This window comes from Micromonospora mirobrigensis (assembly GCF_900091555.1).
Classification (GTDB): Bacteria; Actinomycetota; Actinomycetes; order Mycobacteriales; family Micromonosporaceae; genus Micromonospora; species Micromonospora mirobrigensis.
Window position 1 is genome coordinate 227,973 of sequence record NZ_FMCX01000005.1, and the last position, 24,030, is coordinate 252,002.

Consider the following 24,030-nt stretch of genomic DNA (forward strand, 5'->3'; position numbering starts at 1 on the left):
TACCGTGGTTGACATGCCGGGCGAAGCGGAAGGTGGAGCGGATGGCGCTGGATCTGGTGATCGTGGGTGCGGGCGGACACGGCCGGGAGGTGCTGGGCATCGCCGACGCGATCAACCGGGCCGCCGCGGACGTCCGCTGGCGGGTCGTCGGCTTCGTCGACGACCGCCCCGGCGAGGCCGACCTCAAGCGGATCCAGCGACTCGACGTCGCGTACCTCGGCCCGATCGGCGCGCTCGCCGACCAACCCGAGGACACCCACGTCGTCCTCGGTATCGGCGCCCCGGCGGTGCGCCGGGAGATCGACGGCAGGATCCGGGGGTACGGGCTGCCGGCGGCCAGCCTCGTCCACCCCTGCGCGGACGTCGGACGGGACTGCGAGTTCCACGAGGGGCTCGTCGTGGCGGCCGGCGCCCGGGTGACGACGAACGTGCGGCTCGGCCGGCACGTGCACGTCAACATGAACGCGACGGTCGCCCACGACTGCGTCCTCGGGGACTTCGTCTCGGTGAACCCGCTGGCCGCGGTCTCCGGCAACTGCCGGCTGGGGTCCGGCGTGATGATCGGGACGAACGCGGCGGTGGTGCAGGGCCTGACGATCGGCTCCGGGTCGACCGTCGGCGCGGGGGCCTGCGTGGTGCGGGACGTGCCGGAGGCGGTCGTCGTGAAGGGCGTACCGGCCCGCTGACCCGCGACCGATCGGCGCGGTCCGGTCCGGGTCTCAGGAGGCGACGCTGATCTCGTCCCTGGTCGCCCGCCCCGGCCGGGCCGGGCCGAGGAAGTCCTGGGCGGTGGCGCTGCCCGGCGCGCTGATGCCCTCCCGGCGCAGCACCGTCGACACGGTCCGGGCGATGATCCGCAGGTCGAGGAGCAGGCTCTGGTGGTCGACGTACCACACGTCGAAGGCGAACTTCTCCTCCCAGGTCAGGCTGTTGCGCCCGTTGACCTGGGCCAGGCCGGTCAGTCCCGGGCGGACCTCGTGCCGGCGGAACTGCTCCCTGGTGTAGCGGAACCGGTAGCGCGTGGGCAGCGGGCGGGGGCCGACCAGGCTCATGTCGCCCCGGACGATGTTCCAGAGGCTGGGCAGTTCGTCCAGACTGGTCGTCCGCAGCCAGTGACCGAGCCGGGTCAGTCGGGCCGCGTCGCCGGCCGCGCCCGCGTCCGGGCCGACGGCCATCGACCGGAACTTGAGGATCGTGAACGGCTCGCCGTGGCGTCCGATCCGGACCTGGCGGAACAGCACCGGCCTGCCCATCGCGACCAGCACCACCACCGCCACCACCGCGATCAGCGGCGCCACGAGCAGCAGCGCCACCATGGCCACGGTCAGGTCGAGGACGCGCTTGGCGGCCGCGCCCAGCGGTCCGCCACCGCCGGTGCCGGGCCGCCCGGCACTCCGGTCGTCCACGATCGAGCAGATGGGTACGCCCATTCGGTCCTCCCGCCGACACGTCAGCGGACAGGGTAAACCGAATTGCCTCACCAAAGCGGACTTATGTGGATTTTAGATACTCGTTCGCGTTTCGTGGCGCACCGCGGACCGCCGTCACGCCCCGGAACGCCGCCGGATCAGGCGATCGACTGCCACCAACCGTCCACGGCGGGCGGATCGTCGACCACCACCCGCTCGCCGGGGCGGGGCACCGCCAGGCGGACGTCGCGCGCCTTCGCCTCCGCCCAGAGCCGGTCCACCGGCTCGGCCCAGTCGTGCAGGGCCAGGTTGAAGGTGGCCCAGTGCACCGGCACGAAGAGCCCGCCCCGCAGGTCGAGGTGGGCGGCGACCGCCTCCTCCGGGAACATGTGGATGGTCGGCCACGCCCGGTCGTACGCGCCGATCTGCATCAGCGTGACGTCGAACGGGCCGTGCTCGGCGCCGATCTCCGCGTACCCGTCGAAGTAGCCGGAGTCGCCGGTGTAGAAGACCCTCCGGTGCGCCCCGGCCACCACCCACGAGCTCCACAGCGTGCCGTCGCGGCGCAGGCCCCGGCCGGAGAAGTGCTGGGCGGGGGTGGCGGTGACGGTCAGGCCGTCCAGTTTGTGGCTCTCCGACCAGTCCAGCTCGATGATCCGCTCCGCCGGCACGCCCCACCGGTCCAGGTGCGCGCCCACGCCGAGCGGCACCAGGAACGGCGCGGACTGGTTCGCGCAGAGGCCCTGGATCGTGGCCATGTCGAGGTGGTCGTAGTGGTCGTGGGAGATCAGCACCGCGTCGACCGGCGGCAGCTCGTCGAGGCGGACCGGGGGCTGGTGGATGCGGCGGGGGCCGACCGTCGCCGAGGGGGAGCAGCGCTCGCTCCACACCGGGTCGACCAGCACCCGGCGTCCCTCGATCTCGATCAGCGCCGAGGCGTGGCCGTACCAGACGATGCTCAGCTCACGGTCGGTGCCGTCGGCCGGCGGGCCGGCCGGGCGCAGCAGCGGCACGGCCGCGGTGGGCCGCCGCTTCTGCTTGCCGAAGAGCAGCTCCCGGAGCACGTTGCGGCCCGGGTCGGCCACCATCGTGCGGGTGTCGGCGCGGTTGTGGAAGGTGCCGTCGGAGAACCGGGGGGAGCGGGCCGCCCGTTCCGCCCGGGCGCCGGCGAGCCGCCCACCGAGCTGGGCCGGCACGTCCCGGGCCACCCAGGCCAGCCCGGCCACCGCGGCCAGCCCCGCCATCCGCCACAGCCGCCCGCCGAGTGCCCGCTCGACCGTCCGTTCCGCTTCCGCGCCCATCCCGCCGCCCTCTCCGCCGTGTCCCGCCGTACACGGTAGTCACCCCGGGCCCGGTCCGCCCGCGAGCCGGGCCCGCCGGTCCCGTGCGCCCGGTGGGAGGACCGGGGCCCCGCGGGCGTACGCCGGTCAGCCGTCGCGCCGCAGCAGCGCCGCGCTCACGGCGGTGGCCGAGTCGCCCACCGCCTTCGCCGCCCGGGTGCCACCGGCCAGCGCCGAGCCGCCGAGCGACCGGGCCGCCCGGCCGCCCCGGGACGCGGCGAAGCCGCCCACCGACCGGGCCAGCCCGGACAGGTCGGGCAGCCAGCCACCGCTGACCGCCTCGCCGGCCGGGTTCGGGGTGAACACCACCCCGTCGTGCGGCTCCACCGGCCGGTGGGAGAGCCCGGCCAGCCGCATCAGCGGCCCGACCAGCACGTCGTAGACGCCGGGCAGCACGGTGAAGCCGACCCGCATGACCACGTTGGCCCGGCCCACCGAGACCTCCCGGCGGGGCCGGTCGACGCAGTGCGCGATGGCCCGGGCCACCCGCTCCGCGGAGGTGATCGGCAGCGGTGGCCGGCCGACCCGGCCCAGGTAGTTCGCCGCCTGCTGGTAGACCGGGGTGTCCACGCTGCCCGGGTTGACCAGGCAGATGTTCACCCCGGGCAGCTCGCGGGCCTCCTGCTGCAACGCCCGGGTGAGCCCCTGCAACCCCCACTTGCTGGCCACGTAGCCGCTCATGTAGGGCGCGGTGACGTGCCCGAGCACCGACCCGGTGAGGATCAGCGTGCCGCCGCCGGCCTGCTTGAAGTGCCGCAGGGCCACCCGGGCCGCCCCGGCGGCGGCCAGCAGGTCGGTGCGGACCACCTGATCGAAGACCTCCGCCGGCACGTCCTCGAACCGCCCGTACGCCATCACCGCGGCGGTGTGCACCCAGACGTCGATCCGGCCGAACTCGGCGAGCGCGGTGGCCGCGAGGGCGTCCAGCGCGCCGGGCTCGGTGACGTCGGTCGGCACGTCCCGGACCTCCGCGCCGGCGTCGCGGCACTCCCGGCGTACCTCGGCCAGGGTCTCGGGGGAGCGGGCCGCGAGGACCAGACGGTCCCCGCGGCCCGCGAACTCCCGGGCGGCCGCGCGACCGATGCCGCTGGTCGCACCGGCGATCACCACGACCCGGCTCACGGCGCGAGCACGACCTTCACGCAGCCGTCCTCCTTCTTCTGGAACATCTCGTACGCCTGCGGCGCCTGCTCCAGCGGCACCGGGTGGGTCCGCAGGTCCTCCACGCCCAGCGGGTCGTCGTCGCCCGCGAGCAGCGGCATGATCTCGTCGGTCCAGCGGCGCACGTGGCACTGCCCCATCCGCAGCTGGATGCCCCGGTCGAACATCTCCATCAGCGGCATCGGGTCCGCCTCGCCGCCGTAGACGCCGGAGATCGAGACGGTGCCACCGCGGCGGACCGCCTTGAGGGCGGCCTTGAGCACGACGAGCCGGTCCACGCCCACCTTGTCGGTCATCGTCTGGGCCAGCTTGTCGGGGAGCAGCCCGGCGGCGGTCTGCGCGACCTTGCCCAGCGGGGCGCCGTGCGCCTCCATGCCGACCGCGTCGATGACCGCGTCCGGGCCACGCCCGTCCACGAGGTCGATCAGCGCGCCGGGAACGTCGTCGAGCTGGCTCACGTCGAGGGTCTCGATGCCGTGCCGGCGGGCCATCTCCAGCCGCTCCGGAACCAGGTCCAGGCCGATCACCCGGCCGGCGCCGAGGTGGCGGCCGATCCGGGCGGAGAGCTGACCCACCGGGCCGAGGCCGAACACGGCCAGCGTGCCGCCGGTCGGGGTGTCGGCGTACTTCACCGCCTGCCAGGCGGTGGGCAGGATGTCGGAGAGGTAGAGGTAGCGCTCGTCCGGGCCGCCCTCGGGGATCTTGATCGGGCCGAACTGGGCCTGCGGGACCCGCAGGAACTCGGCCTGCCCGCCGGGGACCGAACCGTAGAGCGAGGTGTAGCCGAACAGCGAGGCGCCCTTGCCCTCCGCGGTGACCTGGGTGGTCTCGCACTGGGCGTAGAGCTGCCGCTTGCACATCCAGCAGTCGCCGCAGGAGATGTTGAACGGGATCACCACCCGGTCGCCGGGCTTGAGCCGGCTCACCCCGGAACCGACCTCCTCGACGATGCCCATCGGCTCGTGGCCGAGGATGTCGCCGGGCTTGAGATACGGGCCGAGCACCTCGTACAGGTGCAGGTCGGAGCCGCAGATCGCGGTCGAGGTGATCCGGACGATCGCGTCGGTCGGCTCCTCGATGCGGGGGTCGGGGACCTCCTCGACCCGTACGTCGCGCTTGCCCTGCCAGGTAAGTGCCTTCATGCCGGAATTCCCCTCTCGGTGCCGTCCATGGGACTGCTACCCGGGATGACGGGCTTGAACCGATGGGTAGGTCACGTTCCCGGCGCGGCCGGCATCCTCCGCGTAGGGTGGGCGGCGCCGTCCACCGGCCCGTGCGGCCGGCGCCTCGCCGGAACCGCCCGCCTCGCTGGTCGAGGGTTTCGACCGGCCGGTCACCAACGGTCAGCCGCGCGCCGCCGCCGAGGTCCGGTCCGGGCCCCTTTGCTCTGCTGTATCCCACGCAACACTTACTCACCGTCAGCGGAATGGCAGCCTGGTCGGTCGAGGTGACGAGAGGAAACCCTGCTCAGGGTGGTGTTGCGCCGGCGGCAGCAGAGCAAAGGCGCACGGCGGGGGTGGCGGCCGCCCGGCGAGGGTCGCCCTGGGTGATCAGGGGAGGGCGCCATAGCTTCCGTACGGAGAGTGGTCGTGGTGATTCTTCGCGCGCCGTCCTCGAAGCGCGGACCGCAGCCCGCCGGATCGAGGCCTGTGCTGGACCGGTTGCCACACCCGGGTACGAAGCCGCCGGCCGCCGCGCCCCAGGGGGCGCGGCGGCCGGCGGTCAGGACGGTCGGGCGGCGTCAGGCGCCGGGGGTGTCCCCGCGCTTCGCGGTCGCCGCGAGGTAGTCGCGGTTGAGCCGGCCGATGGTGTTCAGCGGGATGCCCTTCGGGCAGACCGCGGTGCACTCACCGGCGTTGGTGCAGCCACCGAAGCCGGCCTCGTCGTGCGCGTCGACCATGCCGATCACCCGGGTGTACCGCTCCGGCTGGCCCTGCGGGACCAGCGACAGCTGGGTGATCTTGGCGGCGGTGAAGAGCATGCCGGAGCCGTTCGGGCAGGCCGCCACGCAGGCGCCGCAGCCGATGCAGGCCGCGGACTCGAAGGCGGCGTCCGCGTTGGCCTTGGCCACCGGCACGGAGTGCGCCTCGGGGGCGCTGCCGGTCGGCGCGGTGATGTAGCCACCGGCGGCGATGATCTTGTCGAACGCGCCCCGGTTGACCACCAGGTCCTTGATGACCGGGAAGGCGCGGGCCCGCCACGGCTCGATGTCGATCGTCTCGCCGTCGCGGAACTGCCGCATGTGCAGCTGGCAGGCGGTGGTGCCGCGCTGCGGCCCGTGCGCGTCGCCGTTGATCATCAGACCGCACATGCCGCAGATGCCCTCGCGGCAGTCGTGGTCGAACGCGACCGGCTCGTCGCCCTGGAGGATCAGCCGCTCGTTGAGCACGTCGAGCATCTCCAGGAACGACATGTCCGGGGAGACGTCCTCGACCTGGTAGGTCACCATCCGACCCTTGTCGTTGGGGCCGTTCTGGCGCCAGATGCGCAGGGTCAGGTTCACTTGTAGCTCCGCTGCGTGGGGTGGACGTACTCGAACTTCAGGTCTTCCTTGTGCAGGACGGGCTCGCTCGGGCCGCCGTACTCCCAGGCCGCCACGTAGGCGAACCGGTCGTCGTCGCGCTGGGCCTCGCCGTCCGGGGTCTGGTGCTCGGCCCGGAAGTGACCGCCGCAGGACTCCTCGCGGTGCAGCGCGTCGATGCACATCAGCTCGGCCAGCTCGAAGAAGTCGGCCACCCGGCCGGCCTTCTCCAGCGACTGGTTGAGCCCCTCGCCGTCGCCCGGCACCTTGACCCGCTGCCAGAACTCGTCGCGCAGCGCCCGGATCTGGTCGATCGCCTTGCGCAGGCCGGCGTCGGAGCGCTCCATGCCGCAGTGCTCCCACATGATCTGACCCAGCTCGCGGTGGAACGAGTCGACCGTGCGGTCACCGTCGACGGCCAGCAGCCGGGCGATCCGGTCCTCGACGTCGCGGCGGGCGGCGACCGCCTCCGGGTGACTCGGCTCCACCTTCTCCAGCGGGCCGGAGGCCAGGTAGTTGGCCAGCGTGTTCGGCAGCACGAAGTAGCCGTCCGCGAGGCCCTGCATCAGCGCCGAGGCGCCGAGCCGGTTCGCGCCGTGGTCGGAGAAGTTCGCCTCGCCGATCACGAACAGGCCGGGGATGCTCGACTGGAGGTCGTAGTCGACCCAGAGGCCGCCCATCGTGTAGTGCACGGCCGGGTAGATCCGCATCGGGACCTCGTACGGGTCCTCGCCGGTGATCCGCTCGTACATCTCGAAGAGGTTGCCGTACTTGGCCTCGATGGCCTTGCGGCCGAGCCGGCCGATCGCGTCGGCGAAGTCGAGGTAGACGCCGAGCTTGGTCGGGCCGACCCCGCGCCCCTCGTCGCAGACGTTCTTCGCGGCGCGGGAGGCGATGTCCCGGGGGACCAGGTTGCCGAAGGAGGGGTAGATCCGCTCCAGGTAGTAGTCCCGCTCGTCCTCTCCGATGTCCTTCGGGTTGCGGTCGTCGCCCTTGGCCTTCGGCACCCAGACCCGGCCGTCGTTGCGCAGTGACTCGCTCATCAGGGTCAGCTTCGACTGGTGGTCGCCGGAGACCGGGATGCAGGTCGGGTGGATCTGCGTGTAGCAGGGGTTGGCGAAGTACGCGCCCTTGCGGTGCGCCCGCCAGGTGGCCGTGACGTTGCAGCCCTTGGCGTTGGTGGAGAGGTAGAAGACGTTGCCGTAGCCGCCGGAGGCGAGCACCACGGCGTCGGCCATCTCGGTGCTGATCTCGCCGGTGACCAGGTCACGGACCACGATGCCGCGGGCCTTGCCGTCGACGATGACCAGCTCCAGCATTTCGTGCCGGGCGTTCATCTCCACGTTGCCCAGGCCGATCTGCCGCTCCAGCGCCTGGTACGCGCCGAGCAGCAACTGCTGGCCCGTCTGGCCCCGGGCGTAGAAGGTGCGCTGCACCTGCGCGCCACCGAACGAGCGGGTGTCCAGCAGACCGCCGTACTCGCGGGCGAACGGGACGCCCTGGGCGACGCACTGGTCGATGATGTTCACCGACACCTCGGCCAGCCGGTGCACGTTCGACTCCCGGGAGCGGAAGTCGCCGCCCTTGACGGTGTCGTAGAAGAGCCGGTGCACCGAGTCGCCGTCGTTGCGGTAGTTCTTGGCGGCGTTGATGCCGCCCTGCGCGGCGATCGAGTGCGCCCGGCGCGGACTGTCCTGGTAGCAGTAGGACTTGACCCGGTAGCCCTGCTCGGCGAGGGTCGCGGCGGCCGAACCGCCGGCCAGGCCGGTGCCGACCACGATCACCGTCATCTTGCGGCGGTTGGCCGGGTTGACCAGCTTCGCCTCGAACCGGCGGGTCTCCCAGCGGTTCTCGATCGGCCCCTCCGGGGCCCTGGTGTCGGCGATCGGGTCGCCCTCGGTGTAGAGATCCATGGTCAGGACACCAATCCGGTGAGTACGGCGAACGGGACCACCAGGTAGCCGGCGCAGAGCGCCACGGCGAAGACCAGCGCGGCGGTACGCGCCCGGCGCTCGCCCTTCGGGGTCTGCTGTCCGAGGCTGCGGAACGCGCTGAAGGCGCCGTGGCGCAGGTGGAAGCCGACCGTGACGATCGCCAGGGTGTAGAAGAGCGTGACGTACCAGCGTTCCGGGGCGAAGTCGGCGACGACGTTGCCGTACGGGTTGCTCGGGTCGCCCTGGGGGTTCAGGTGACCGGTGGTCAGGTCCAGGATGTGGTAGATCACGAAGAGCAGGATGATCACCCCACCCCAGCGCATGGTCCGGGCGGCGTAGCTGCCGTTGACCTTCTTGCGGTGGGCGTACTTCACCGGGCGGGCGGCGCGGGCGCGCAGGGCCAGCACGGTGGCGGCGACGATGTGCGCGACCACGGCGCCGGTGAGCACGGCTCGCTGGATCCACAGGTACCAGGTCTCGGGCAGCAGCGGCGTGCCGATGCCCCGCAACCAGTGCGCGTAGTGGTCGAACGAGGTCTCGCCGGTGAAGATCTTCAGGTTCCCCAGCATGTGCACGATGAGGAACAGCGCCAGCAGGATGCCCGTCACCGCCATGACGGCCTTCAGGCCGACGTTCGAACGGATGGGCGACCGAGTTTTCGTGATTACCACAGGACCGACGCTAGGAGCAGTTTGATCAGTCGTCCAATGCATCGACCTCGCAGTCTTGATAGCCATAGGCTATGTAGATGCAGCTCCATCAGCTCCGGTACTTCGTCGCGGTCGCAGAAGTACGACATTTCACCCAAGCTGCCGACCTCGTGGGCATAACCCAGCCCTCGTTGAGTAAGCAAATTCACGCCCTGGAGACCGACCTCGGGGCCCCGCTCTTCGAACGGGTAAGGGGCAACATCGCCCTCACCGCGGCCGGCGAGGTGCTGCTGCCGCTGGCCAAGCGGATCCTCGCCGACGTGGACACCGCCACCCGGGAGGTGCAGGAGCTGGTCGGACTGCGCCGCGGCCGGGTCCGGCTGGGCGCCACCCCCAGCCTGGCCACCTCGCTGGCCCCGCCGGTGCTGCGCCGGTTCCGCGACGCGCATCCGACCGTCGACCTGCGGGTGGTCGAGGGCGGCTCGCAGGACCTGGTCCGCGACCTGCTCCGCGGCGACCTGGACCTGGCCCTGATCATCATGCCGTCCAGCGGTGGCGACCCGGGGCTGCGCGCCGACGCGATCCTGCGGGAGAGCCTGGTGGTGGCCTCGGTCGAGCCGCTGCCCGCCGCCGAGGGCACCGGTGAGCTGCGGATCGGCGATCTGCGCGACCAGCCCCTGGTGATGTTCCGCGAGGGCTACGACCTGCGCGACGCCACCCTCCAGGCCTGCCGGGACGCCGGCTTCGAGCCGACCCTCGCCGTCGACGGCGGCGAGATGGACGCGGTGCTGAGCTTCGTCGAGGCCGGTCTCGGCGTCGCCCTGGTGCCCGGCATCGTGGTGGCCCGCCGCCCCGGCGTCCGGGTCACCCGCCTCGCCCCGCCCGGCGTGCGCCGCACCATCGCCGTCGCCCGGCGCCGCGACGTGGTCCCCACCCACGCCGGGCGCGAACTGCGCCGCATCCTGCTTGAGTACGTCCACGACGCCACGGCGGGCGGGGATCTGCCGCCCGGAGTCGAGCCGCTCGGCCCGTGACGAGGGCCGCGGGTGGTGGTCTCAGCCGTCCCAGACCGGTCGGCCGTCGACGAACGGCCAGGTGATCCGCCCGGCCCGCAGCTCCGTCACGAGGCCGCGCACGTAGCTGAGCTCGGCCTGGACCACCGTCCGCTGGTACTCGGACTCGACGGTGAACAGGGGTGGCAGGAACGAGACCACCTCGGCGATCTCGGCGTCCAGGGCCGAGTTCCGCTCCTCGAGGTGGACGATCCGGGTGTCCAGGGCCGCGAGCGCTTCGGCGGGGGAGAGGTTCGGCAGGAACGACAGCGCGGCGGGGAACTCGGCGTACTCCGGCGTGGGCGCCGAGAGCATGGCGGTCAGCCAGGCGTGCAACGTCGTACGGCCCTGCTCGGTGATCCGGTACGTGGTGCGCTCGGGGCGGTTGTCCGGGCGCTCGACCGACGCCACCTCGGCGAGTCCGTCGCGCAGCAGGCGCTGGATGGTCTGGTAGACGCTGGTGCGCTGGCTGACGTTGACCACGTCGTCCTTGCGTCGTTCCTTGATCAGCTGCTGCATCCGGTACGCGTGCATCGGCTCCTCCAGCAGCATCGACAGCACGGCGACGGCGAGTACGGATCGGCGGGGAGCGGCCACCAGCGCAGTTTACGGTCACCGGACGTTGCTCATTTTATGTATAGTCAAACTATGACTAATAATCGGGTCGGTCGGTCGGGGACCGGCGAACCGACCTCATCCCCCCTCCGGGTGCTGGCCCTGGGCGCCGTCGCCGGGCCGGCACTGTTCACCCTCACCTGGCTCACGCTCGGCGTGACCAGCACCGGCTACACCCTCTACGGCCACACGTTCCGGGAGTACTCGCCGGTCAGCCAACCGATCAGCGGCCTGGGCGTCGGGGCCACCGCCCCCTTCATGAACACCGCCTTCGTCGTCACCGGGCTGATGCTGCTGGTCGGCGTCGTCGGCATCGTCCGGTCGGTGCCCGCCGCCGGCTCACCGACCCTGCGCCGCTGGGCGCTGGCGCTGCTCGCCTGTACCGGCATCGGTCAGGCCCTGTGCGGCGTCTTCACCCTCCGCGCCAGCGTGGTGCACGGGCTGGCGTTCCTGCTCGCGGTGGGAACGCCGATCGTCGGCTTCGTCGTCGCCGGCCGGTACCTCCGTCGGGTCCCCGGCTGGCGACGCCTCGGCACCGGCCTCGCCGTGGTGGGCAGCCCGCTGGCCCTGCTCGGACTGATCGCCTACTTCGTGGCCTTCCGGCCCACCGCGGACGGCGCCGAACACGGCGTCGCCGGTCTGATCCAACGGATCGACGTGGTCGGGGTCCACGCCTGGTTCGTCGCGATGGGCTGGCGGGCCTTCCGCGAGCCCGGATCGACGCCACCGGCCAGCCGGCCGGCGAGCGGTCAGCGCCCCTCGGCGTCGTCCATCGCCCGGTAGATCCGCTGCTCGGAGACGGGATAGGGGGTGCCCAGCGCCTGGGCGAAGACGTTCACCCGCAGCTCCTCGATCATCCAGCGGATCTGCCGGGCGGCGACCGACTGCCGCTTCGCCGGGGGCAGTGCGGCCAGCATCTCCCGGTATTCCTTCTGCACCACGGCGACCCGGTCCTGCTGCTGTTTGTCCCGCTGCGGGTTGCCCGCCAGCCGGTCCAGCCGGCGTTCGATCGCGGTGAGATAACGCAGCAGGTCCGGCAGGCGGGCGTAGCCGGCCTCGGTGACGAAGCCCGGGTGCATCAGCCCGGAGAGCTGGTTGCGGATGTCGGCCAGGGCGGCCACCACGGCCAGGTTGCGGGTGGCGCCCAGGCGCTGCTCCACCGCGTACGCCGAGGCGAGCACGCCCCGGACCCGGTCCATCACCTCGACAACGGTGTCCACCAGGTCGGCGCGAACCCTGTCCCGCAGCGCGGCGAAGCCCTCGGCGTCCCAGGCCGGACCGCCGGCGTCGGCGATCAGCTTGTCGACAGCCGCCCCGGCGGCGTCGTCGATCAGCGCCTGCACCCCGCCGTGCGGATTGCGGGACAGCGCCAGCTTCGCCTCGTTGGTCAGCCGCCCCTGGAGGAACTTCGCCGGGGAGGGCACGGTCAGCCGCAGCAGCCGGCGGGTGCCCGCCCAGTGCGCGGCCTCCTGCTCGGCCGGGGAGTCGAACACCTTCACCCCGACCGTGGCGCCCTCGTCGACCAGAGCCGGGTACGCGGTCACCGCGTACCCGGCGCGCACCTGCTCGATGGTCCGGGGCAGCGTGCCGATGCTCCACTCCCTGAGGCCGGTGCGGGCGACCTCGGGCGCGGCGGCGGCGACGACCTGGCGTACCTCCTGGCGGAGCTGGCGTTGCAGGGCCGGCAGGTCCTTGCCCTCGGCGACCGGCTTGTCCTCCTCGTCGAGGATCCGGAAGCTGACCCGCAGGTGAGCGGGGAGCCGGGCGGTGTCCCAGGCGTCCCGGGGCACGGTCACCCCGGTCATCCGGCGCAGCTGGGTGGCGAGCGCGTCGAGCAGCGGCTCCCTGCCGGCCGGCATGGCGGCCAGGGCGGCCCGGGCGTAGTCGGGGACCGGCACGAAGTTGCGCCGGATCGCCTTGGGCAGCGACCGGATCAGCGCGATGACCAGCTCCTCGCGCAGCCCGGGCACCTGCCAGTCGAAGCTCTCCGCCGGCACCTGGTTGAGCAGCGGCAGCGGGATGTCCACGGTGACGCCGTCGGTGGGCGCGGTCGGGTCGAAGGTGTACGTCAGCGGCAGGGTCACCCCGTCGGCCCGCCACTCGTCCGGGTAGTCGGCCTCGTCGACCCCGCCCCGGCCGGCGTTGACCAGCAGCTCCCGGGTGAAGGTGAGCAGGTCGGGCTGCTCCCGCCGCTGCTGCTTCCACCACGAGTCGAAGTGCCGGCCGGAGACCACGTCGGCGGGGACGCGCTCGTCGTAGAACTGGAAGATGGTCTCGTCGTCGACCAGGATGTCGCGGCGGCGGGCCCGGTTCTCCAGCTCCTCGACCTCGGTGAGCAGTTTCTGGTTGTCGGCCCAGAACTGGTGGTGGGTGGACCAGTCGCCCTCGACCAGGGCGTGGCGGATGAACAGCTCCCGGCTCAACGTCGGGTCGATCCGCCCGAAGTTGACCTTGCGGGAGGTGACGATCGGGATGCCGTAGAGGGTGACCTTCTCGTAGGCCATCACCGCGGCCTGCTTCTTCTCCCAGTGCGGCTCGCTGTAGCTGCGCTTGACCAGGTGCTGCGCCAGCGGCTCGACCCACTCCGGCTCCACCCGGCCGGCCACCCGGCCGAAGAGCCGGGAGGTCTCCACCAGCTCGGCGGCCATCACCCAGCGCGGCGGCTTCCGGAACAGCGCCGACCCGGGGAAGATCATGAACTTCGCGCCGCGCGCCCCCAGGTACTCGTGCTTCTGGGCGTCCTTGAGCCCCAGGTGGGACAGCAGTCCCGGCAGCAGCGACTGGTGCACCTTCGGGGTGTCGATCTCCTCGGGCAGGTCCGCCGCCGGGCCGCGCCGGCCGCCGTCGCCGGCCGGCTCGGTCGCGCCCCGCCGGCCCCGCCGCCCGTCACCCGGTTCGGGGGTACGCAGAACCTGGCGCAGCTGGCTGACGATGTCCTGCCACTCCCGCACCCGCAGGTAGTTGAGGTATTCGGCCTTGCACATCCGCCGGAACGCGCTGGAGGACAGCTCCCGCTGCTGCTCCCGCAGGTAACGCCACAGGTTGAGGAACGCGACGAAGTCCGACTCCTTGTCGGCGAACCGGGCGTGCGCCTGGTCGGCCTGGGCCTGCCTGTCGGCGGGCCGCTCCCGCGGATCCTGGATCGACAGCGCGGCGGCGATCACCACCACCTCGGTGGCGCAGCCGTTGCGCTCGCCCTCGATCACCATCCGGGCCAGCCGCGGGTCCACCGGCAACTGGGCCAGCCGCCGGCCAAGCGCGGTGAGCCGCTTCTCCGGGTCGGTCTCGGCCGGGTCCAGCGCGCCCAGCTCGTGCAGCAGGTTGACGCCGTCGGTGACGTTGCGCCGGTCCGGCGGGTCGATGAACGGGAACGCGGCGACGTCACCGAGCCCGATCGAGGTCATCTGGAGGATGACCGAGGCCAGGTTGGTGCGCAGGATCTCCGGGTCGGTGAACTCCGGCCGCGAGGCGAAGTCCTGCTCGTCGTAGAGGCGGATGCAGATGCCGTCCGAGGTCCGCCCGCAGCGGCCCTTGCGCTGGTTGGCGCTGGCCTGCGAGACCGGCTCGATCGGCAGCCGCTGCACCTTGAGCCGGGTGGAGTAGCGGGAGATCCGGGCCGTGCCCGGGTCCACCACGTACTTGATGCCGGGGACGGTCAGCGAGGTCTCGGCGACGTTGGTGGCGAGCACCACCCGCCGGTTGGTGTGCGCGGCGAAGACCCGGTGCTGCTCGGCGGCGGAGAGCCGGGCGTACAGCGGCAGGATCTCGGTGCCCAGCAGGGAACGCCTGTTCTGCACCAACTTGCCCAGCGCGTCGGCGGTGTCCCGGATCTCCCGCTCACCGCTGAGGAAGACCAGGATGTCGCCCGGCCCCTCGGCGGCCAGCTCCTCGACCGCGTCGCCGATGGCCTGGATCTGGTCGCGGACGTTCTCGCCGTCGGCGTCGTCCTCCTCGTCGGCCTCGCTGACCTCGACCAGCGGCCGGTAGCGCACCTCCACCGGGTAGGTGCGGCCGGAGACCTCGACGACCGGCGCGGGTCTGCCGTCGGCGTCGGCGAAGTGCTGGGCGAACCGGTCGGTCTCGATGGTCGCCGAGGTGATGATCACCTTGAGGTCGGGGCGGCGGGGGAGGAGCTGCCGGACGTAGCCGAGGATGAAGTCGATGTTGAGGCTGCGCTCGTGCGCCTCGTCGATGATCAGCGTGTCGTACTGCCGGAGCATCCGGTCGGTCTGGAGCTCGGCCAGCAGGATGCCGTCGGTCATCAGCTTGACCAGGCTGTTGTCGCCCACCTGGTCGGTGAAGCGGACCTTGTAGCCGACCACGTCGCCCAGCTCGGTGCCGAGCTCCTCGGCGATCCGGTCGGCGACGGTGCGGGCGGCCAGCCGGCGGGGCTGGGTGTGCCCGATCAGCCCGGTGATCCCGCGCCCCAGCTCCAGGCAGATCTTGGGCAGCTGGGTGGTCTTGCCGGAGCCGGTCTCGCCGGCCACGATCACCACCTGGTGGTCGCGGATCGCCGCGGCGATGTCGTCGCGACGCTCGCTGACCGGCAGCTGCGGCGGGTACGTGATCGTCGGCACCGCGGCCCGCCGGCTCGCCAGCCGCCCCTGCGCCCGGTCCACCTCGGCGGTGATCTCGGCGAGCGCGCTCTCCCGGCGCTGCGGATCCTTCAGCCGGCGCACGCCGTCGAGCCGCCGTTGCAGCCGGCGCTGGTCGCGGAACATCAGGTCGGGCAGGCGGCGGTGCAGCTCGCGGACGGGATCGGACGCGGCGGAGGCGGGTGGAGTCTGCATGTCGTCGCCAAGGATAGGCAGGCGGGCCGACGTTCGCCCCCGGGTTACCGCCCCGCCGGCCGGCCTCCGTCGCCGCCCGGGTCACCGGCCGGGCGCCGTCGGGGCGTCGGTACGGGCCCGGCGCGGCGACGGCGGCGCGGCACCGGTGCTCGGGCGGGCGTCCTCGGGACGGCGCAGGGCGCGGATCCGCCGGGTGAACATCGGCAGCGCCGAGACGGCCAGGCCGGCCGCCCCGACCGCGACCGCACCCCGGCTGCCCAGCGTCGAGCCGAGCGCTCCGCCGGCCGCGGCGCCGACCGGCAGCACGCCGAAGATCAGCAGCCGGTAGCCGCCGTTGCTGCGGGCCAGGGAACCACTGGGGATGACGATCTGGCGCAGCGTGACCGAGAGCACGTTCGCCGCGCCCAACCCGATCCCGCTGACGAACTGCACCACGGCCAGCCCGGTGGCGAGCGCCGCACCGGAACCGGGCAGGACGGGGATCAGCAGCGGCGTACCGGTGGAGAGGACGAGCGCGGCGGCGAACGCCCGTCCGTAGCCGAGCCGGTCGGCAGCCCGCAGCGAGGTGACGGTGCCGAGGAAGGCGCCGGCGCCGGCCGCGCTGATCGCCAGGCCGAACAGGCCGGCGCCGAGCCGCCGGTCGGTCACCGCCCAGACCACCAGGTTGACGGTGAGGATCTGCGCCGCGCCGTTGTAGACGGTGGCGTGCACGGTCATCGCCCGCAGCCAGGGGTTGGCCGCGATCACCCGTAACCCCCCGAGGATCCCGGTCCCCTCCTCCTCGCGCGGCGGCGCCGGCTCCGGGCGTCGGGCCCGGTGCACCCCGACCGCGCTGGCCAGGTAGCTCACCGCGTCCAGGGCGATCGCCAGCGGCGGGCCGGTCAGCTGGGCCAGCCCGCCGGCGATGCCCGGGCCGGCCACCTGCGCCGCGGTGCTGGAGCCCTGGGCGGCCCGGTTGGCGGCGGCCAGGTCGTCCGACCCGACCAGCGACGGCAGGTAGGCGAAGCTGCCGATGTCGAAGACCACGCCGGCCGCGCCGACGGCCAACGCCACCGACACCAGGAGGGGCACCGAGAGCAGCCCGGAAAGGTACGCGGCCGGGACGACCGCGAGTGCGGCGGCCCGGACCAGGTCGGCGAGCACCATGATCCGCCGCCGTCGGCGGCGTTCCAGCCAGTGGCCGACGAGCAGCGGCAACAGCAGGTTGGGCAGGTAGCCGGCGGTGGCGACGGCGGCGACCCCGGCGGCCCCGGCGTCCAGGGTCAGCGAGGCGACCAGGGGCAGGGCCACCGCGGTGACCTGGCTGCCCACCGCCGAGACGGTGTGGCCGGCCCAGAGCCAGCGGAAGTCGCGGTTGCGGGAGAGCAGGCCCGATCTTGTTACCATCTGAACCCCCTGATCCAGTAACGGTTACCGGTTGACCCTCCCATGCCGGTACGTTTTCCGCATGCGACAGCCCGGTGACCGCGCTCCCGCGCCGGCCCCGCTCGCCCTGGTGCAGGACCTGGTCAACACCGCCGACATCGAGGCGGGACGGGACGTGCTGCGTACCGTCGACGAGCTGGCGGCGTTCTGCGCGGTGCACCAGGTGCCGCCCACCGCGCTGACCGGCGCGGACGTGGCGCGGGCCCGACGGCTGCGCGAGGCGTTGCGCGACGCCTGCCAGGCGCACACCGGCACCGACCTGCCGGCCGAGGCGGGCGCGGCGCTCGCCGAGCAGTTCCGCGCGGCCCCGCTGATGGTCACCTTCGGTCCCGACGGGCGGGCCGGCGCGGCGCCGGTGCCCGGGCTGAGCGGCGTCGACGTGCTGGTCGCCGAGGTGGGGCGCGGTGTCCTCGCGGCGGTGGCCGACGGCACCTGGCCGCGGCTCAAGGCCTGCGCGGCGCACGGCTGCCGGTGGGTCTACTACGACCACAGTCCGGGCGGGCGCAGCCGCTGGTGCACGATGAGCATCTGCGGCGCCCGGGCCAAGATGCGCGCCTTCCGGGAACGCAACCGGCCCGGCTGACCGGGGATCGTCGGCCGGCCCGGCTAGAGTGACCGCCGACCGACCCCGTGGACGGAGGCCAGATGAAGGAGACCGACCGGGCCCTGGTGCAGGCCGCCACGGCGGTGGCGAAGCTGCGCTGCCGCAGTGAGAACCACACCGTCGCCGCCGCGGTGCGTACGGTCGACGGCCGGGTGTTCACCGGGGTGAACGTCTACCACTTCACCGGCGGCCCGTGCGCCGAGCTGGTGGCGCTGGGCGCGGCCGCCACCCAGGGCGCGGGGGAGCTGGAGGCGATCGTCGCGGTCGGCGACCGGGCTCGGGGTGTGCTCGCGCCCTGCGGGCGCTGCCGGCAGGTGCTGGCGGACCATCACCCGTCGATCCGGGTGATCGTCGGTCCGATGGACGCGCTGCGGCTGGTGCCGGTCACCGACCTGCTGCCCGAGACGTACGTCTGGGCGGACCAGCAGCTGGAACCGGCGCTGACGGTCCGGACCGGTCAGTGGCCGATGCCGGCGGTGCCGGGCAGTCGCCCCGCCTCCGAGGACTGAACGCACCCGCTGCGCGGGGTTCGGCACCTCTTGCGGAGGTTCTACAACGTTGTAATACTCGGGTCGTCCGCCGACGAGGAGGCCCGATGACCCCGCACGCCACCCCGGCCACCACCCGACCGGCCGGTCCCGCCGACGAGGCCGAGACCCCGGTCGAGGCCCTCGGTGACCTCTACCGCGACGGCATCACCGCCTGCCGTGGCGCGTTCTCCCCCGACTGGGTCCGGCGGGTCGGCGAGGACGTCGACGCGGCCTTCCAGGAGGCCCGCTCCCGGCCCGACGGCGCCGTCGGCCGTGGCCCGCAGCGGTGGTACGTCGAGATCCACCCCGAGCAGCTGCGCGGCTTCGTCGACCTGGTCACCCACCCGTGGGTGGTGTCGGTCTGCCGCGCGGTCCTCGGCCCCGACTACGAGATCGTCGAGCTGGGCTTCGACATCCCCTTCCCCGGCGCGGCCATGCAGCCCTGGCACCGGGACTTCCCGATGCCGGAGGAGACCCGGCTGCGGCGGCGGCTCACCTCGCTGGCGTTCAACCTGACCACCGTGGACACCGTCGAGGCGATGGGCCCGTTCGAGATCGCCCCGGGCACCCAGTGGGACGACGGGCGGGACTTCGACCACGAGATGTTCCCGCCGAAGGAGCGCTACCCCCGCTACGAGTCCCGCGCCGTGCGCAAGTACCCGAAGCGCGGGGACATCTCGGCGCGCTCGGCGCTCACCGTGCACCGCGGCACCCCGAACGTCAGCGACCTGGCCCGACCCGTGCTGGTGCTCGGCGTCGACGCCCCCGGCGCGGGCAACGCCGGGCACCACGACCTGGCGGTCACCCGGGGCTACTGGGAGAGCCTGCCGGAGCTGGTCCGGGCCCACCTGCACTGCCCGGTGGTCGACGCGCTGGAGCCGATCCGGCAGAAGCACACCATCGAGGGGCTGGTGATGGGCGCGGAGTGAGCGCGCTCAGCCCGCCGCCGCGCCGGTTCGGGCCCGCAGCGCCCGGATCGACCAGTCCAGCAGCGGTGTAAGGCTCTCGCCGGGCGGCCAGCCGTTGACCACGGAGAGCAGGTGCTCGTACCGCTCCCGGCGCGGGTCGGTCGCGGACTCCAGCCGGTCCAGCAGCCGCCGCCGCAGGTCGGCGTCGTCGGGGCGACCGCAGAGCCGCGCGTACCGGTCGGTGGCCGCGGCGACGACCGGATCGGCCCGGGGCGAGGTGGGGTCCACGCCGGCCGCGAGCGCCGGGCCGACCTGATGCGCGACCACCGCGACCGCGTCCCGGCGTACGCCCGGGGTGCCGGCCCGGTCGGCCGCGTGCTGCTCCGCCAGCCGCCGCAGGAGGGCCCGGAACTCCGGGTCGAGGGTCAGCTCGGCCAGCTCCGCCCAGGCCTCGACCTGGGCGTCGTCGGGGTCGTCGGGAAGGTCCGGGGTCAGCGACCGCCGGATCCCGGCGAACCCCGCCTCGGTGGGCAGGTCGGTGAAGGTGGCGTCGAGCAGGTCGTCGACCAGCCGCCGCCGCTGCGCCTCGGCGAGACCGGCGAGCCGGTGCATCAGGTCGGCCTGCGCCACCGTCGAGCCGCGCCGGGCCACCAGGGTCAGCACCGCGCGGCGCAGCCGCAGCGACCGGATCTGGGCGGTCAGGGCGTCTGCGTGTGCCGCCGCGACCTCCGGGAACGAGATCTCCCGCTGCACCGCCCGACGGACGGTGGGCAGGTCCACGCCCAGCTCGCGCAGCGTCCGGACCAGGTCCAGCCGGTTCGCCGCCTCGGCGTCGTAACGACGGTGGCCGCTCGGGCCGCGGTCGGTCGGCGGCACGAGGCCCCGATCCGACCAGAACCGGATGGTTCTGACGGGCAGCCCGGTCCGCCGGGCCAGGTCGCCGATCGAGTAGCGGGTCTGGTCGTCCATACGCCCACCCTGCCGCCTCCACCCGCTGGAGGCGCAAGGTCGCATCGACGAATGCTGGTTAGGCAACCCTAAGAATTCTCGACTAAGGTAAGGCAATCCTAAGTCGAGAGGGGTGATCCGTGCCCAGCGCCGCCGTCCGGCCCACCCGGGCCGGCAGCCCGAGCCGCCGCGGCGTCGGCCGCCGCGTCGCGGTCGCCTCGGCCGCGGCCCTGCTGCTCACCGTCGCGCTCCTCGCCAGCCTGACGCTGGGCAGCCGGACCCTCCCGGTCGACCAGGTGTGGGCCGCCCTGGTCGCCCCGGACGGCGGGGACGCCACCACGATCGTCCGGGAGCTGCGGCTGCCGCGTACCGCCCTGGGCCTGGTCGTCGGGCTCGCCCTCGCCCTGGCCGGGGTGCTCTTCCAGGCCGTCACCCGCAACCCGCTCGCCGAGCCCCGGATCCTCGGCGTCAGCGCCGGCGCGTCCTTCGGCGTGGTGCTCGCCATCGCGGTCTTCGGCGTCGGCACCCTCTCCGGGTACGTCTGGTTCGGCGTCGCCGGCGCGCTCCTGGCCGGCCTGCTGGTCTTCGCCGTCGCCAACGGCACCCGCGAGGGCGCCACCCCGGTCACCCTCGCGCTGGTCGGCGCGGCCCTCGACGCCAGCCTCGCCGCCATCGTGTACGCGCTGCTCAGCATCGACGCCCGCACCTTCGAGGAGTACCGGTTCTGGGTGGTCGGCGGCCTCACCGGCCGGGACGTGGGCGTCGCCGGGCAGGTCCTCCCGTTCGTCCTCGCCGGGACCGTGCTGGCCGCCCTGGTCGCCCGCGGCCTGGACGCGCTCGCCCTCGGCGACGACGTGGCCCGCTCCCTCGGCAACCGGATCGGGCTGGTCCGCCTCGGTGCCGGCGGCGCCGCCGTGCTGCTCACCGGCGCCGCCGTGGCCGCCGCCGGGCCGATCGCCTTCGTCGGGCTGGCCGTGCCCCACCTGGCCCGGGCCCTGGTCGGCGCCGACCACCGGTGGTCCCTGCTGGTCGCCGGCCTGCTCGGGCCGACCCTGCTGCTCGCCGCCGACATCGCCGGCCGGCTGGTCGCCCCGCCCGGCGAGATCCCCGCCGGGATCGTCACCGCCCTGCTCGGCGCCCCGCTGCTCGCCCTGCTCGTCCGCCGCGCCCGGGTGGTGACCGCGTGACCGCGCTACGGCCGGCCGGAGCGCCCCCGACCGGCGACGACCCCCGGACCACCGCCCCGGCCGGGCGGACGCTGCTGCGGGTCGGGCCGGCCGTCGTGCCGTTGCGCCGCCGTCCCGTGCTGGTGGCCGCCGTGCTGCTCGGGCTGCTCGCCGGCGCCGTGGTGCTCAGCCTCTCGCTCGGCAGGCCGTACGTCGCCCCGCTCGACGTGCTGCGCGCGCTCTCCGGCGCCGGCACCCCGTACGACCTGGTGGTGCTGGAGCTGCGACTGCCCCGCGCGGTGCTCGCGGCGCTGGCCGGGGCGGCCTTCGGGGTGGCCGGCACGCTGATCCAGAGCGTCGCCCGCAACCCGCTGGCCAGCCCCGACGTCATCGGCGTCACCCAGGGCGCCGGACTGGCCGCCACCGTCGCCCTGACCACCGGGGCGGCGGCGGTGCTGGTCGCGCCGGCCGCGCTCCTCGGCGGGCTGCTGGCCGCCGCCCTGGTCTTCGCCCTCGGCGCGCGACACGGCCTGGCCGCGCAACGCTTCGTGCTGGCCGGGGTGGCCCTCGCGTTCGCCTTCCGGGCGTCGACCGAGGTGGTCATGCTCGCCGCCGACCCGATCGACGGGCTGCGCGCCCAGCTCTGGCTGATCGGCACGCTGGCCGGCAAGGGCTGGTCGGAGGCCGCCTGGATCGGCGCCACCCTGGCCGTGCTGCTGCCCGTGCTGGCCTGGGCCGGCTGGGCCCTGCGCAGCACCACGCTCGACGACGACACCGCCCGCGGCGTCGGGGTCCGCCCGGTGGCCCGGCGGATCGGCCTGGCCGGCACCGGCGTGCTGGTCGCCGCGATGGCCACCGCCCAGGTCGGCGCGGTCGACTTCGTGGCGCTGGTGGCGCCGCAGGTGGCCCGCCGGCTGGTCCGCGCCGAGCGCCCGCCGCTGGTCTGCGCGGCGCTGCTCGGCGCGCTGCTGCTCGTCCTCGCCGACCTGGCCGCTCGCCGGCTCCTCGCCCCCACCCAGCTGCCGGCCGGCGTGCTCACCGCCGCGATCGGCGGCCCGTACCTGATGGTCCTGCTGCTGCGCGGCCGCCGGCGGGCCCGATGACCGCCACCGACCCCTCGAAGGAAGCGTGATGCTCTCCACCCGCGACCTGGTCGCCGGCTACGACGAGCGGACCGTGCTCGACGGGCTCGACCTGGACCTGCCCACCGACGCGTTCACCGTGATCGTCGGACCGAACGCCTGCGGCAAGTCCACCCTGCTGCGCGCCATGGCGCGGCTGCTCACCCCCCGCCGGGGCGCCGTGCTGCTCGACGGCACCGCGATCCGGGACCTGCCCACCCGGGACGTGGCCCGGCGGCTCGGCGTGCTGCCGCAGAGCCCGCTGGTGCCCGAGGGGATCACCGTCGCCGACCTGGTCGGCCGGGGCCGGCAGCCCTACCAGCGCTGGTGGCGGCAGTGGTCCACCGAGGACGGCCGGGCGGTGGACACCGCCATGGCCAGGGCCGACGTGGCCGGGCTGGCCGACCGGCCGGTCGACTCCCTCTCCGGCGGGCAACGGCAGCGGGTCTGGATCGCCATGGCGCTAGCCCAGGACACCGAGGCGCTGCTGCTGGACGAGCCGACCACCTTCCTCGATCTGGCGCACCAGGTGGAGGTGCTGGACCTGCTGCGCAGCCTCCGGGCCGAGCGGGGCCGCACCGTGGTGGCCGTGCTGCACGACCTCAACCAGGCCGCCCGGTACGCCGACCACCTCGTCGCCATGCGCGCCGGCCGGCTGGTCGCCGCCGGACCGCCCCGCGAGATCCTCACCGCCGACATGGTGCGGGAGGTCTTCGGACTCGACTGCGTGGTGGTGCCCTGCCCGGTCAGCGGCGCCCCGCTGGTGATCCCCGCCCTCACCGAGACCCCGCCCGCCGCCACCCCGGCGGCCCGTCCCACCACCGACGACGCGGAGTCCCCGCGCGTCGGCACGTACCCGAAAGGACTCTGATGCGTCGACTCGCCGCCGCCCTCACCGCGGCCCTTGCCCTCGGCGTCGGCCTCACCGCCTGCGGTGAGAGCGACCCGGTCGCCGACAACGCCACCGGCGACACCCGGGAGATCACCCACGCCATGGGCACCACCCGGGTGCCGGCCGACCCGAAGCGGGTCGTGGTGCTCGACACCGACAAGATCGACACCGCGCTCTCGCTCGGCGTCACCCCGGTCGGCGCGGCCACCGCCGGCGAGGCGCGCAGCTGGCCCACCTACCTCGGCGAGGAGAGGCTCGCCGGCATCAAGGAGGTGGGGGTGCTCACCGAACCCGACCTGGAGGCGATCAACGCGCTGAAGCCGGACCTGATCCTCGGCAGCAAGTTCCGCCAGGAGAAGTTCTACGACGAGCTGGCCGCCATCGCCCCGACCGTCTTCACCGAGAAGGTCGGCGTCACCTGGAAGGAGAACTTCCTCCTCGACGGCCAGGCCCTCGGCCGGCAGCAGCAGGCCCGCGACCTGCTCACCGCGTACGAGCAGCGGGCCAAGGAGTTCGGCGCCGGGCTCGGCGACGCCGCCGCCCGGAAGATCTCCATCGTGCGCTTCATCCCCGGCAACATCCGGGTCTACGGCCCCGAGTCGTTCTCCGGCATCGTCGTCGGCGACACCGGGCTGGGCCGCCCCCAGCGGCAGCTCCTCGACGGCAAGGAGGACCGCCGCTTCGATCTGGTGAGCCCCGAGCGGATCAACGAGGTCGACGGGGACGTCATCTTCGTCACCGCGTACGGCGAGAAGGCCGCCGGTGAGCAGGCCAAGGTCACCGCCGGCAGCCTCTGGCGGCGGCTTCCCGCGGTCCGGGCGGGCAATGCGCACGTGGTCTCCGACGAGGTCTGGATGACCGGCATCGGGGTCGGCGCCGCCAACAAGATCCTCGACGACCTCGCCAAGCACCTCACCGCCTGACCCCCGCCCCCCGCGCCCCCCGCCTGCGCGCTCGCTCAAGA

At 73.6% G+C, this 24,030-nt stretch carries 21 protein-coding genes; 10 read left to right on the forward strand and 11 right to left on the reverse strand.

What is annotated here, in order from left to right:
• Positions 1-41: 41 nt before the first annotated feature.
• Complete coding sequence (locus GA0070564_RS18250) at positions 42-686, forward strand: acetyltransferase (RefSeq protein ID WP_091609877.1); 645 nt, start codon at positions 42-44, stop codon at positions 684-686.
• Positions 687-719: 33 nt separating this feature from the next.
• Here the strand turns inward: GA0070564_RS18250 and GA0070564_RS18255 are convergent, their stop codons facing one another.
• From GA0070564_RS18255 to GA0070564_RS18285, 7 genes are all read right to left on the reverse strand, one after another.
• Positions 720-1,430: a sugar transferase gene (locus GA0070564_RS18255; RefSeq protein ID WP_091609878.1), complete on the reverse strand. Its 711-nt coding sequence runs from the start codon at positions 1,428-1,430 to the stop codon at positions 720-722.
• Between the two features lie 137 nt (positions 1,431-1,567).
• The gene (locus GA0070564_RS18260; protein WP_091609879.1) at positions 1,568-2,710 is read right to left on the reverse strand and encodes an MBL fold metallo-hydrolase; all 1,143 of its coding nucleotides are present in this window, start codon (positions 2,708-2,710) and stop codon (positions 1,568-1,570) included.
• Positions 2,711-2,836: 126 nt separating this feature from the next.
• Positions 2,837-3,871, reverse strand: coding sequence for an SDR family NAD(P)-dependent oxidoreductase (locus GA0070564_RS18265; RefSeq protein WP_091609880.1), 1,035 nt, complete (start codon positions 3,869-3,871; stop codon positions 2,837-2,839).
• Complete coding sequence (locus GA0070564_RS18270; protein ID WP_091609881.1) at positions 3,868-5,052, reverse strand: zinc-dependent alcohol dehydrogenase; 1,185 nt, start codon at positions 5,050-5,052, stop codon at positions 3,868-3,870. Before GA0070564_RS18270 ends, GA0070564_RS18265 begins: the two co-directional genes overlap by 4 nt.
• Positions 5,053-5,651: 599 nt before the next feature.
• Complete coding sequence (locus tag GA0070564_RS18275) at positions 5,652-6,413, reverse strand: succinate dehydrogenase/fumarate reductase iron-sulfur subunit (RefSeq protein ID WP_091609882.1); 762 nt, start codon at positions 6,411-6,413, stop codon at positions 5,652-5,654.
• A complete protein-coding gene (locus GA0070564_RS18280; protein ID WP_088970780.1) occupies positions 6,410-8,344 on the reverse strand; it encodes a fumarate reductase/succinate dehydrogenase flavoprotein subunit in 1,935 nt (644 codons plus the stop codon). Before GA0070564_RS18280 ends, GA0070564_RS18275 begins: the two co-directional genes overlap by 4 nt.
• Before the next feature lie 2 nt (positions 8,345-8,346).
• Positions 8,347-9,078: a succinate dehydrogenase cytochrome b subunit gene (locus GA0070564_RS18285; RefSeq protein ID WP_176730731.1), complete on the reverse strand. Its 732-nt coding sequence runs from the start codon at positions 9,076-9,078 to the stop codon at positions 8,347-8,349.
• Between the two features lie 35 nt (positions 9,079-9,113).
• Here GA0070564_RS18285 and GA0070564_RS18290 point away from each other — a divergent pair, with 35 nt between their 5' ends.
• Entirely contained in the window at positions 9,114-10,049 is a 936-nt protein-coding gene (locus GA0070564_RS18290; RefSeq protein ID WP_091609883.1) for a LysR family transcriptional regulator, read from the forward strand.
• A 21-nt stretch (positions 10,050-10,070) separates the two neighbouring features.
• On the opposite strand, the gene GA0070564_RS18295 is transcribed toward GA0070564_RS18290, so the two are convergent.
• Positions 10,071-10,664 carry a PadR family transcriptional regulator gene (locus GA0070564_RS18295; protein WP_245670102.1) on the reverse strand — a complete coding sequence of 198 codons (594 nt, stop codon included), beginning with the start codon at positions 10,662-10,664 and terminating at the stop codon, positions 10,071-10,073.
• Positions 10,665-10,715: 51 nt separating this feature from the next.
• Here GA0070564_RS18295 and GA0070564_RS18300 point away from each other — a divergent pair, with 51 nt between their 5' ends.
• Complete coding sequence (locus GA0070564_RS18300) at positions 10,716-11,465, forward strand: DUF998 domain-containing protein (protein ID WP_176730732.1); 750 nt, start codon at positions 10,716-10,718, stop codon at positions 11,463-11,465.
• Here GA0070564_RS18300 and hrpA read toward each other — a convergent pair.
• Positions 11,432-15,472, reverse strand: a complete 4,041-nt coding sequence (gene hrpA, locus GA0070564_RS18305; RefSeq protein ID WP_091609885.1) for an ATP-dependent RNA helicase HrpA — start codon at positions 15,470-15,472, stop codon at positions 11,432-11,434. The genes GA0070564_RS18300 and hrpA overlap by 34 nt on opposite strands.
• A gap of 81 nt (positions 15,473-15,553) precedes the next feature.
• Positions 15,554-16,858, reverse strand: coding sequence for an MFS transporter (locus GA0070564_RS18310; RefSeq protein WP_091609886.1), 1,305 nt, complete (start codon positions 16,856-16,858; stop codon positions 15,554-15,556).
• Between the two features lie 61 nt (positions 16,859-16,919).
• Here GA0070564_RS18310 and GA0070564_RS18315 point away from each other — a divergent pair, with 61 nt between their 5' ends.
• From GA0070564_RS18315 to GA0070564_RS18325, 3 genes are all read left to right on the forward strand, one after another.
• On the forward strand, positions 16,920-17,480 hold the full coding sequence (locus tag GA0070564_RS18315) for a CGNR zinc finger domain-containing protein (RefSeq protein ID WP_091609887.1): 561 nt from the start codon (positions 16,920-16,922) through the stop codon (positions 17,478-17,480).
• 62 nt (positions 17,481-17,542) lie between these two features.
• Positions 17,543-18,010, forward strand: coding sequence for a cytidine deaminase family protein (locus tag GA0070564_RS18320; RefSeq protein ID WP_091609888.1), 468 nt, complete (start codon positions 17,543-17,545; stop codon positions 18,008-18,010).
• Positions 18,011-18,096: 86 nt separating this feature from the next.
• Entirely contained in the window at positions 18,097-18,960 is an 864-nt protein-coding gene (locus tag GA0070564_RS18325) for a phytanoyl-CoA dioxygenase family protein (RefSeq protein ID WP_091609889.1), read from the forward strand.
• 6 nt (positions 18,961-18,966) lie between these two features.
• Here the strand turns inward: GA0070564_RS18325 and GA0070564_RS30240 are convergent, their stop codons facing one another.
• Positions 18,967-19,908, reverse strand: a complete 942-nt coding sequence (locus GA0070564_RS30240) for a MerR family transcriptional regulator (RefSeq protein WP_091609890.1) — start codon at positions 19,906-19,908, stop codon at positions 18,967-18,969.
• Between the two features lie 119 nt (positions 19,909-20,027).
• On the opposite strand from GA0070564_RS30240, the gene GA0070564_RS18335 reads away from it, so the two are divergent.
• From GA0070564_RS18335 to GA0070564_RS18350, 4 genes are read left to right on the forward strand one after another with little or no spacing between them, the layout of a single operon-like run.
• The gene (locus tag GA0070564_RS18335) at positions 20,028-21,074 is read left to right on the forward strand and encodes a FecCD family ABC transporter permease (protein ID WP_091609891.1); all 1,047 of its coding nucleotides are present in this window, start codon (positions 20,028-20,030) and stop codon (positions 21,072-21,074) included.
• On the forward strand, positions 21,071-22,156 hold the full coding sequence (locus GA0070564_RS18340; RefSeq protein ID WP_245670103.1) for a FecCD family ABC transporter permease: 1,086 nt from the start codon (positions 21,071-21,073) through the stop codon (positions 22,154-22,156). The genes GA0070564_RS18335 and GA0070564_RS18340 overlap by 4 nt, the downstream gene beginning before the upstream one ends.
• Before the next feature lie 28 nt (positions 22,157-22,184).
• Positions 22,185-23,045 carry an ABC transporter ATP-binding protein gene (locus GA0070564_RS18345; protein ID WP_091609892.1) on the forward strand — a complete coding sequence of 287 codons (861 nt, stop codon included), beginning with the start codon at positions 22,185-22,187 and terminating at the stop codon, positions 23,043-23,045.
• Positions 23,045-23,989: an ABC transporter substrate-binding protein gene (locus GA0070564_RS18350; RefSeq protein WP_091609893.1), complete on the forward strand. Its 945-nt coding sequence runs from the start codon at positions 23,045-23,047 to the stop codon at positions 23,987-23,989. Before GA0070564_RS18345 ends, GA0070564_RS18350 begins: the two co-directional genes overlap by 1 nt.
• Positions 23,990-24,030 lie beyond the last annotated feature (41 nt).

What these genes read in the sequence shown, in the direction of transcription:
- GA0070564_RS18250 (WP_091609877.1), top strand. Translation starts at nt 42, where the DNA reads ATGGCGCTGGATCTGGTGATCGTGGGTGCGGGCGGACACGGCCGGGAG.
- GA0070564_RS18255 (WP_091609878.1), bottom strand. Translation starts at nt 1,430, where the DNA reads ATGGGCGTACCCATCTGCTCGATCGTGGACGACCGGAGTGCCGGGCGG.
- GA0070564_RS18260 (WP_091609879.1), bottom strand. Translation starts at nt 2,710, where the DNA reads ATGGGCGCGGAAGCGGAACGGACGGTCGAGCGGGCACTCGGCGGGCGG.
- GA0070564_RS18270 (WP_091609881.1), bottom strand. Translation starts at nt 5,052, where the DNA reads ATGAAGGCACTTACCTGGCAGGGCAAGCGCGACGTACGGGTCGAGGAG.
- GA0070564_RS18280 (WP_088970780.1), bottom strand. Translation starts at nt 8,344, where the DNA reads ATGGATCTCTACACCGAGGGCGACCCGATCGCCGACACCAGGGCCCCG.
- GA0070564_RS18285 (WP_176730731.1), bottom strand. Translation starts at nt 9,078, where the DNA reads ATGCATTGGACGACTGATCAAACTGCTCCTAGCGTCGGTCCTGTGGTA.
- GA0070564_RS18290 (WP_091609883.1), top strand. Translation starts at nt 9,114, where the DNA reads ATGCAGCTCCATCAGCTCCGGTACTTCGTCGCGGTCGCAGAAGTACGA.
- GA0070564_RS18300 (WP_176730732.1), top strand. Translation starts at nt 10,716, where the DNA reads ATGACTAATAATCGGGTCGGTCGGTCGGGGACCGGCGAACCGACCTCA.
- hrpA (WP_091609885.1), bottom strand. Translation starts at nt 15,472, where the DNA reads ATGCAGACTCCACCCGCCTCCGCCGCGTCCGATCCCGTCCGCGAGCTG.
- GA0070564_RS18310 (WP_091609886.1), bottom strand. Translation starts at nt 16,858, where the DNA reads ATGGTAACAAGATCGGGCCTGCTCTCCCGCAACCGCGACTTCCGCTGG.
- GA0070564_RS18315 (WP_091609887.1), top strand. Translation starts at nt 16,920, where the DNA reads ATGCGACAGCCCGGTGACCGCGCTCCCGCGCCGGCCCCGCTCGCCCTG.
- GA0070564_RS18320 (WP_091609888.1), top strand. Translation starts at nt 17,543, where the DNA reads ATGAAGGAGACCGACCGGGCCCTGGTGCAGGCCGCCACGGCGGTGGCG.
- GA0070564_RS18325 (WP_091609889.1), top strand. Translation starts at nt 18,097, where the DNA reads ATGACCCCGCACGCCACCCCGGCCACCACCCGACCGGCCGGTCCCGCC.
- GA0070564_RS30240 (WP_091609890.1), bottom strand. Translation starts at nt 19,908, where the DNA reads ATGGACGACCAGACCCGCTACTCGATCGGCGACCTGGCCCGGCGGACC.
- GA0070564_RS18345 (WP_091609892.1), top strand. Translation starts at nt 22,185, where the DNA reads ATGCTCTCCACCCGCGACCTGGTCGCCGGCTACGACGAGCGGACCGTG.
- GA0070564_RS18350 (WP_091609893.1), top strand. Translation starts at nt 23,045, where the DNA reads ATGCGTCGACTCGCCGCCGCCCTCACCGCGGCCCTTGCCCTCGGCGTC.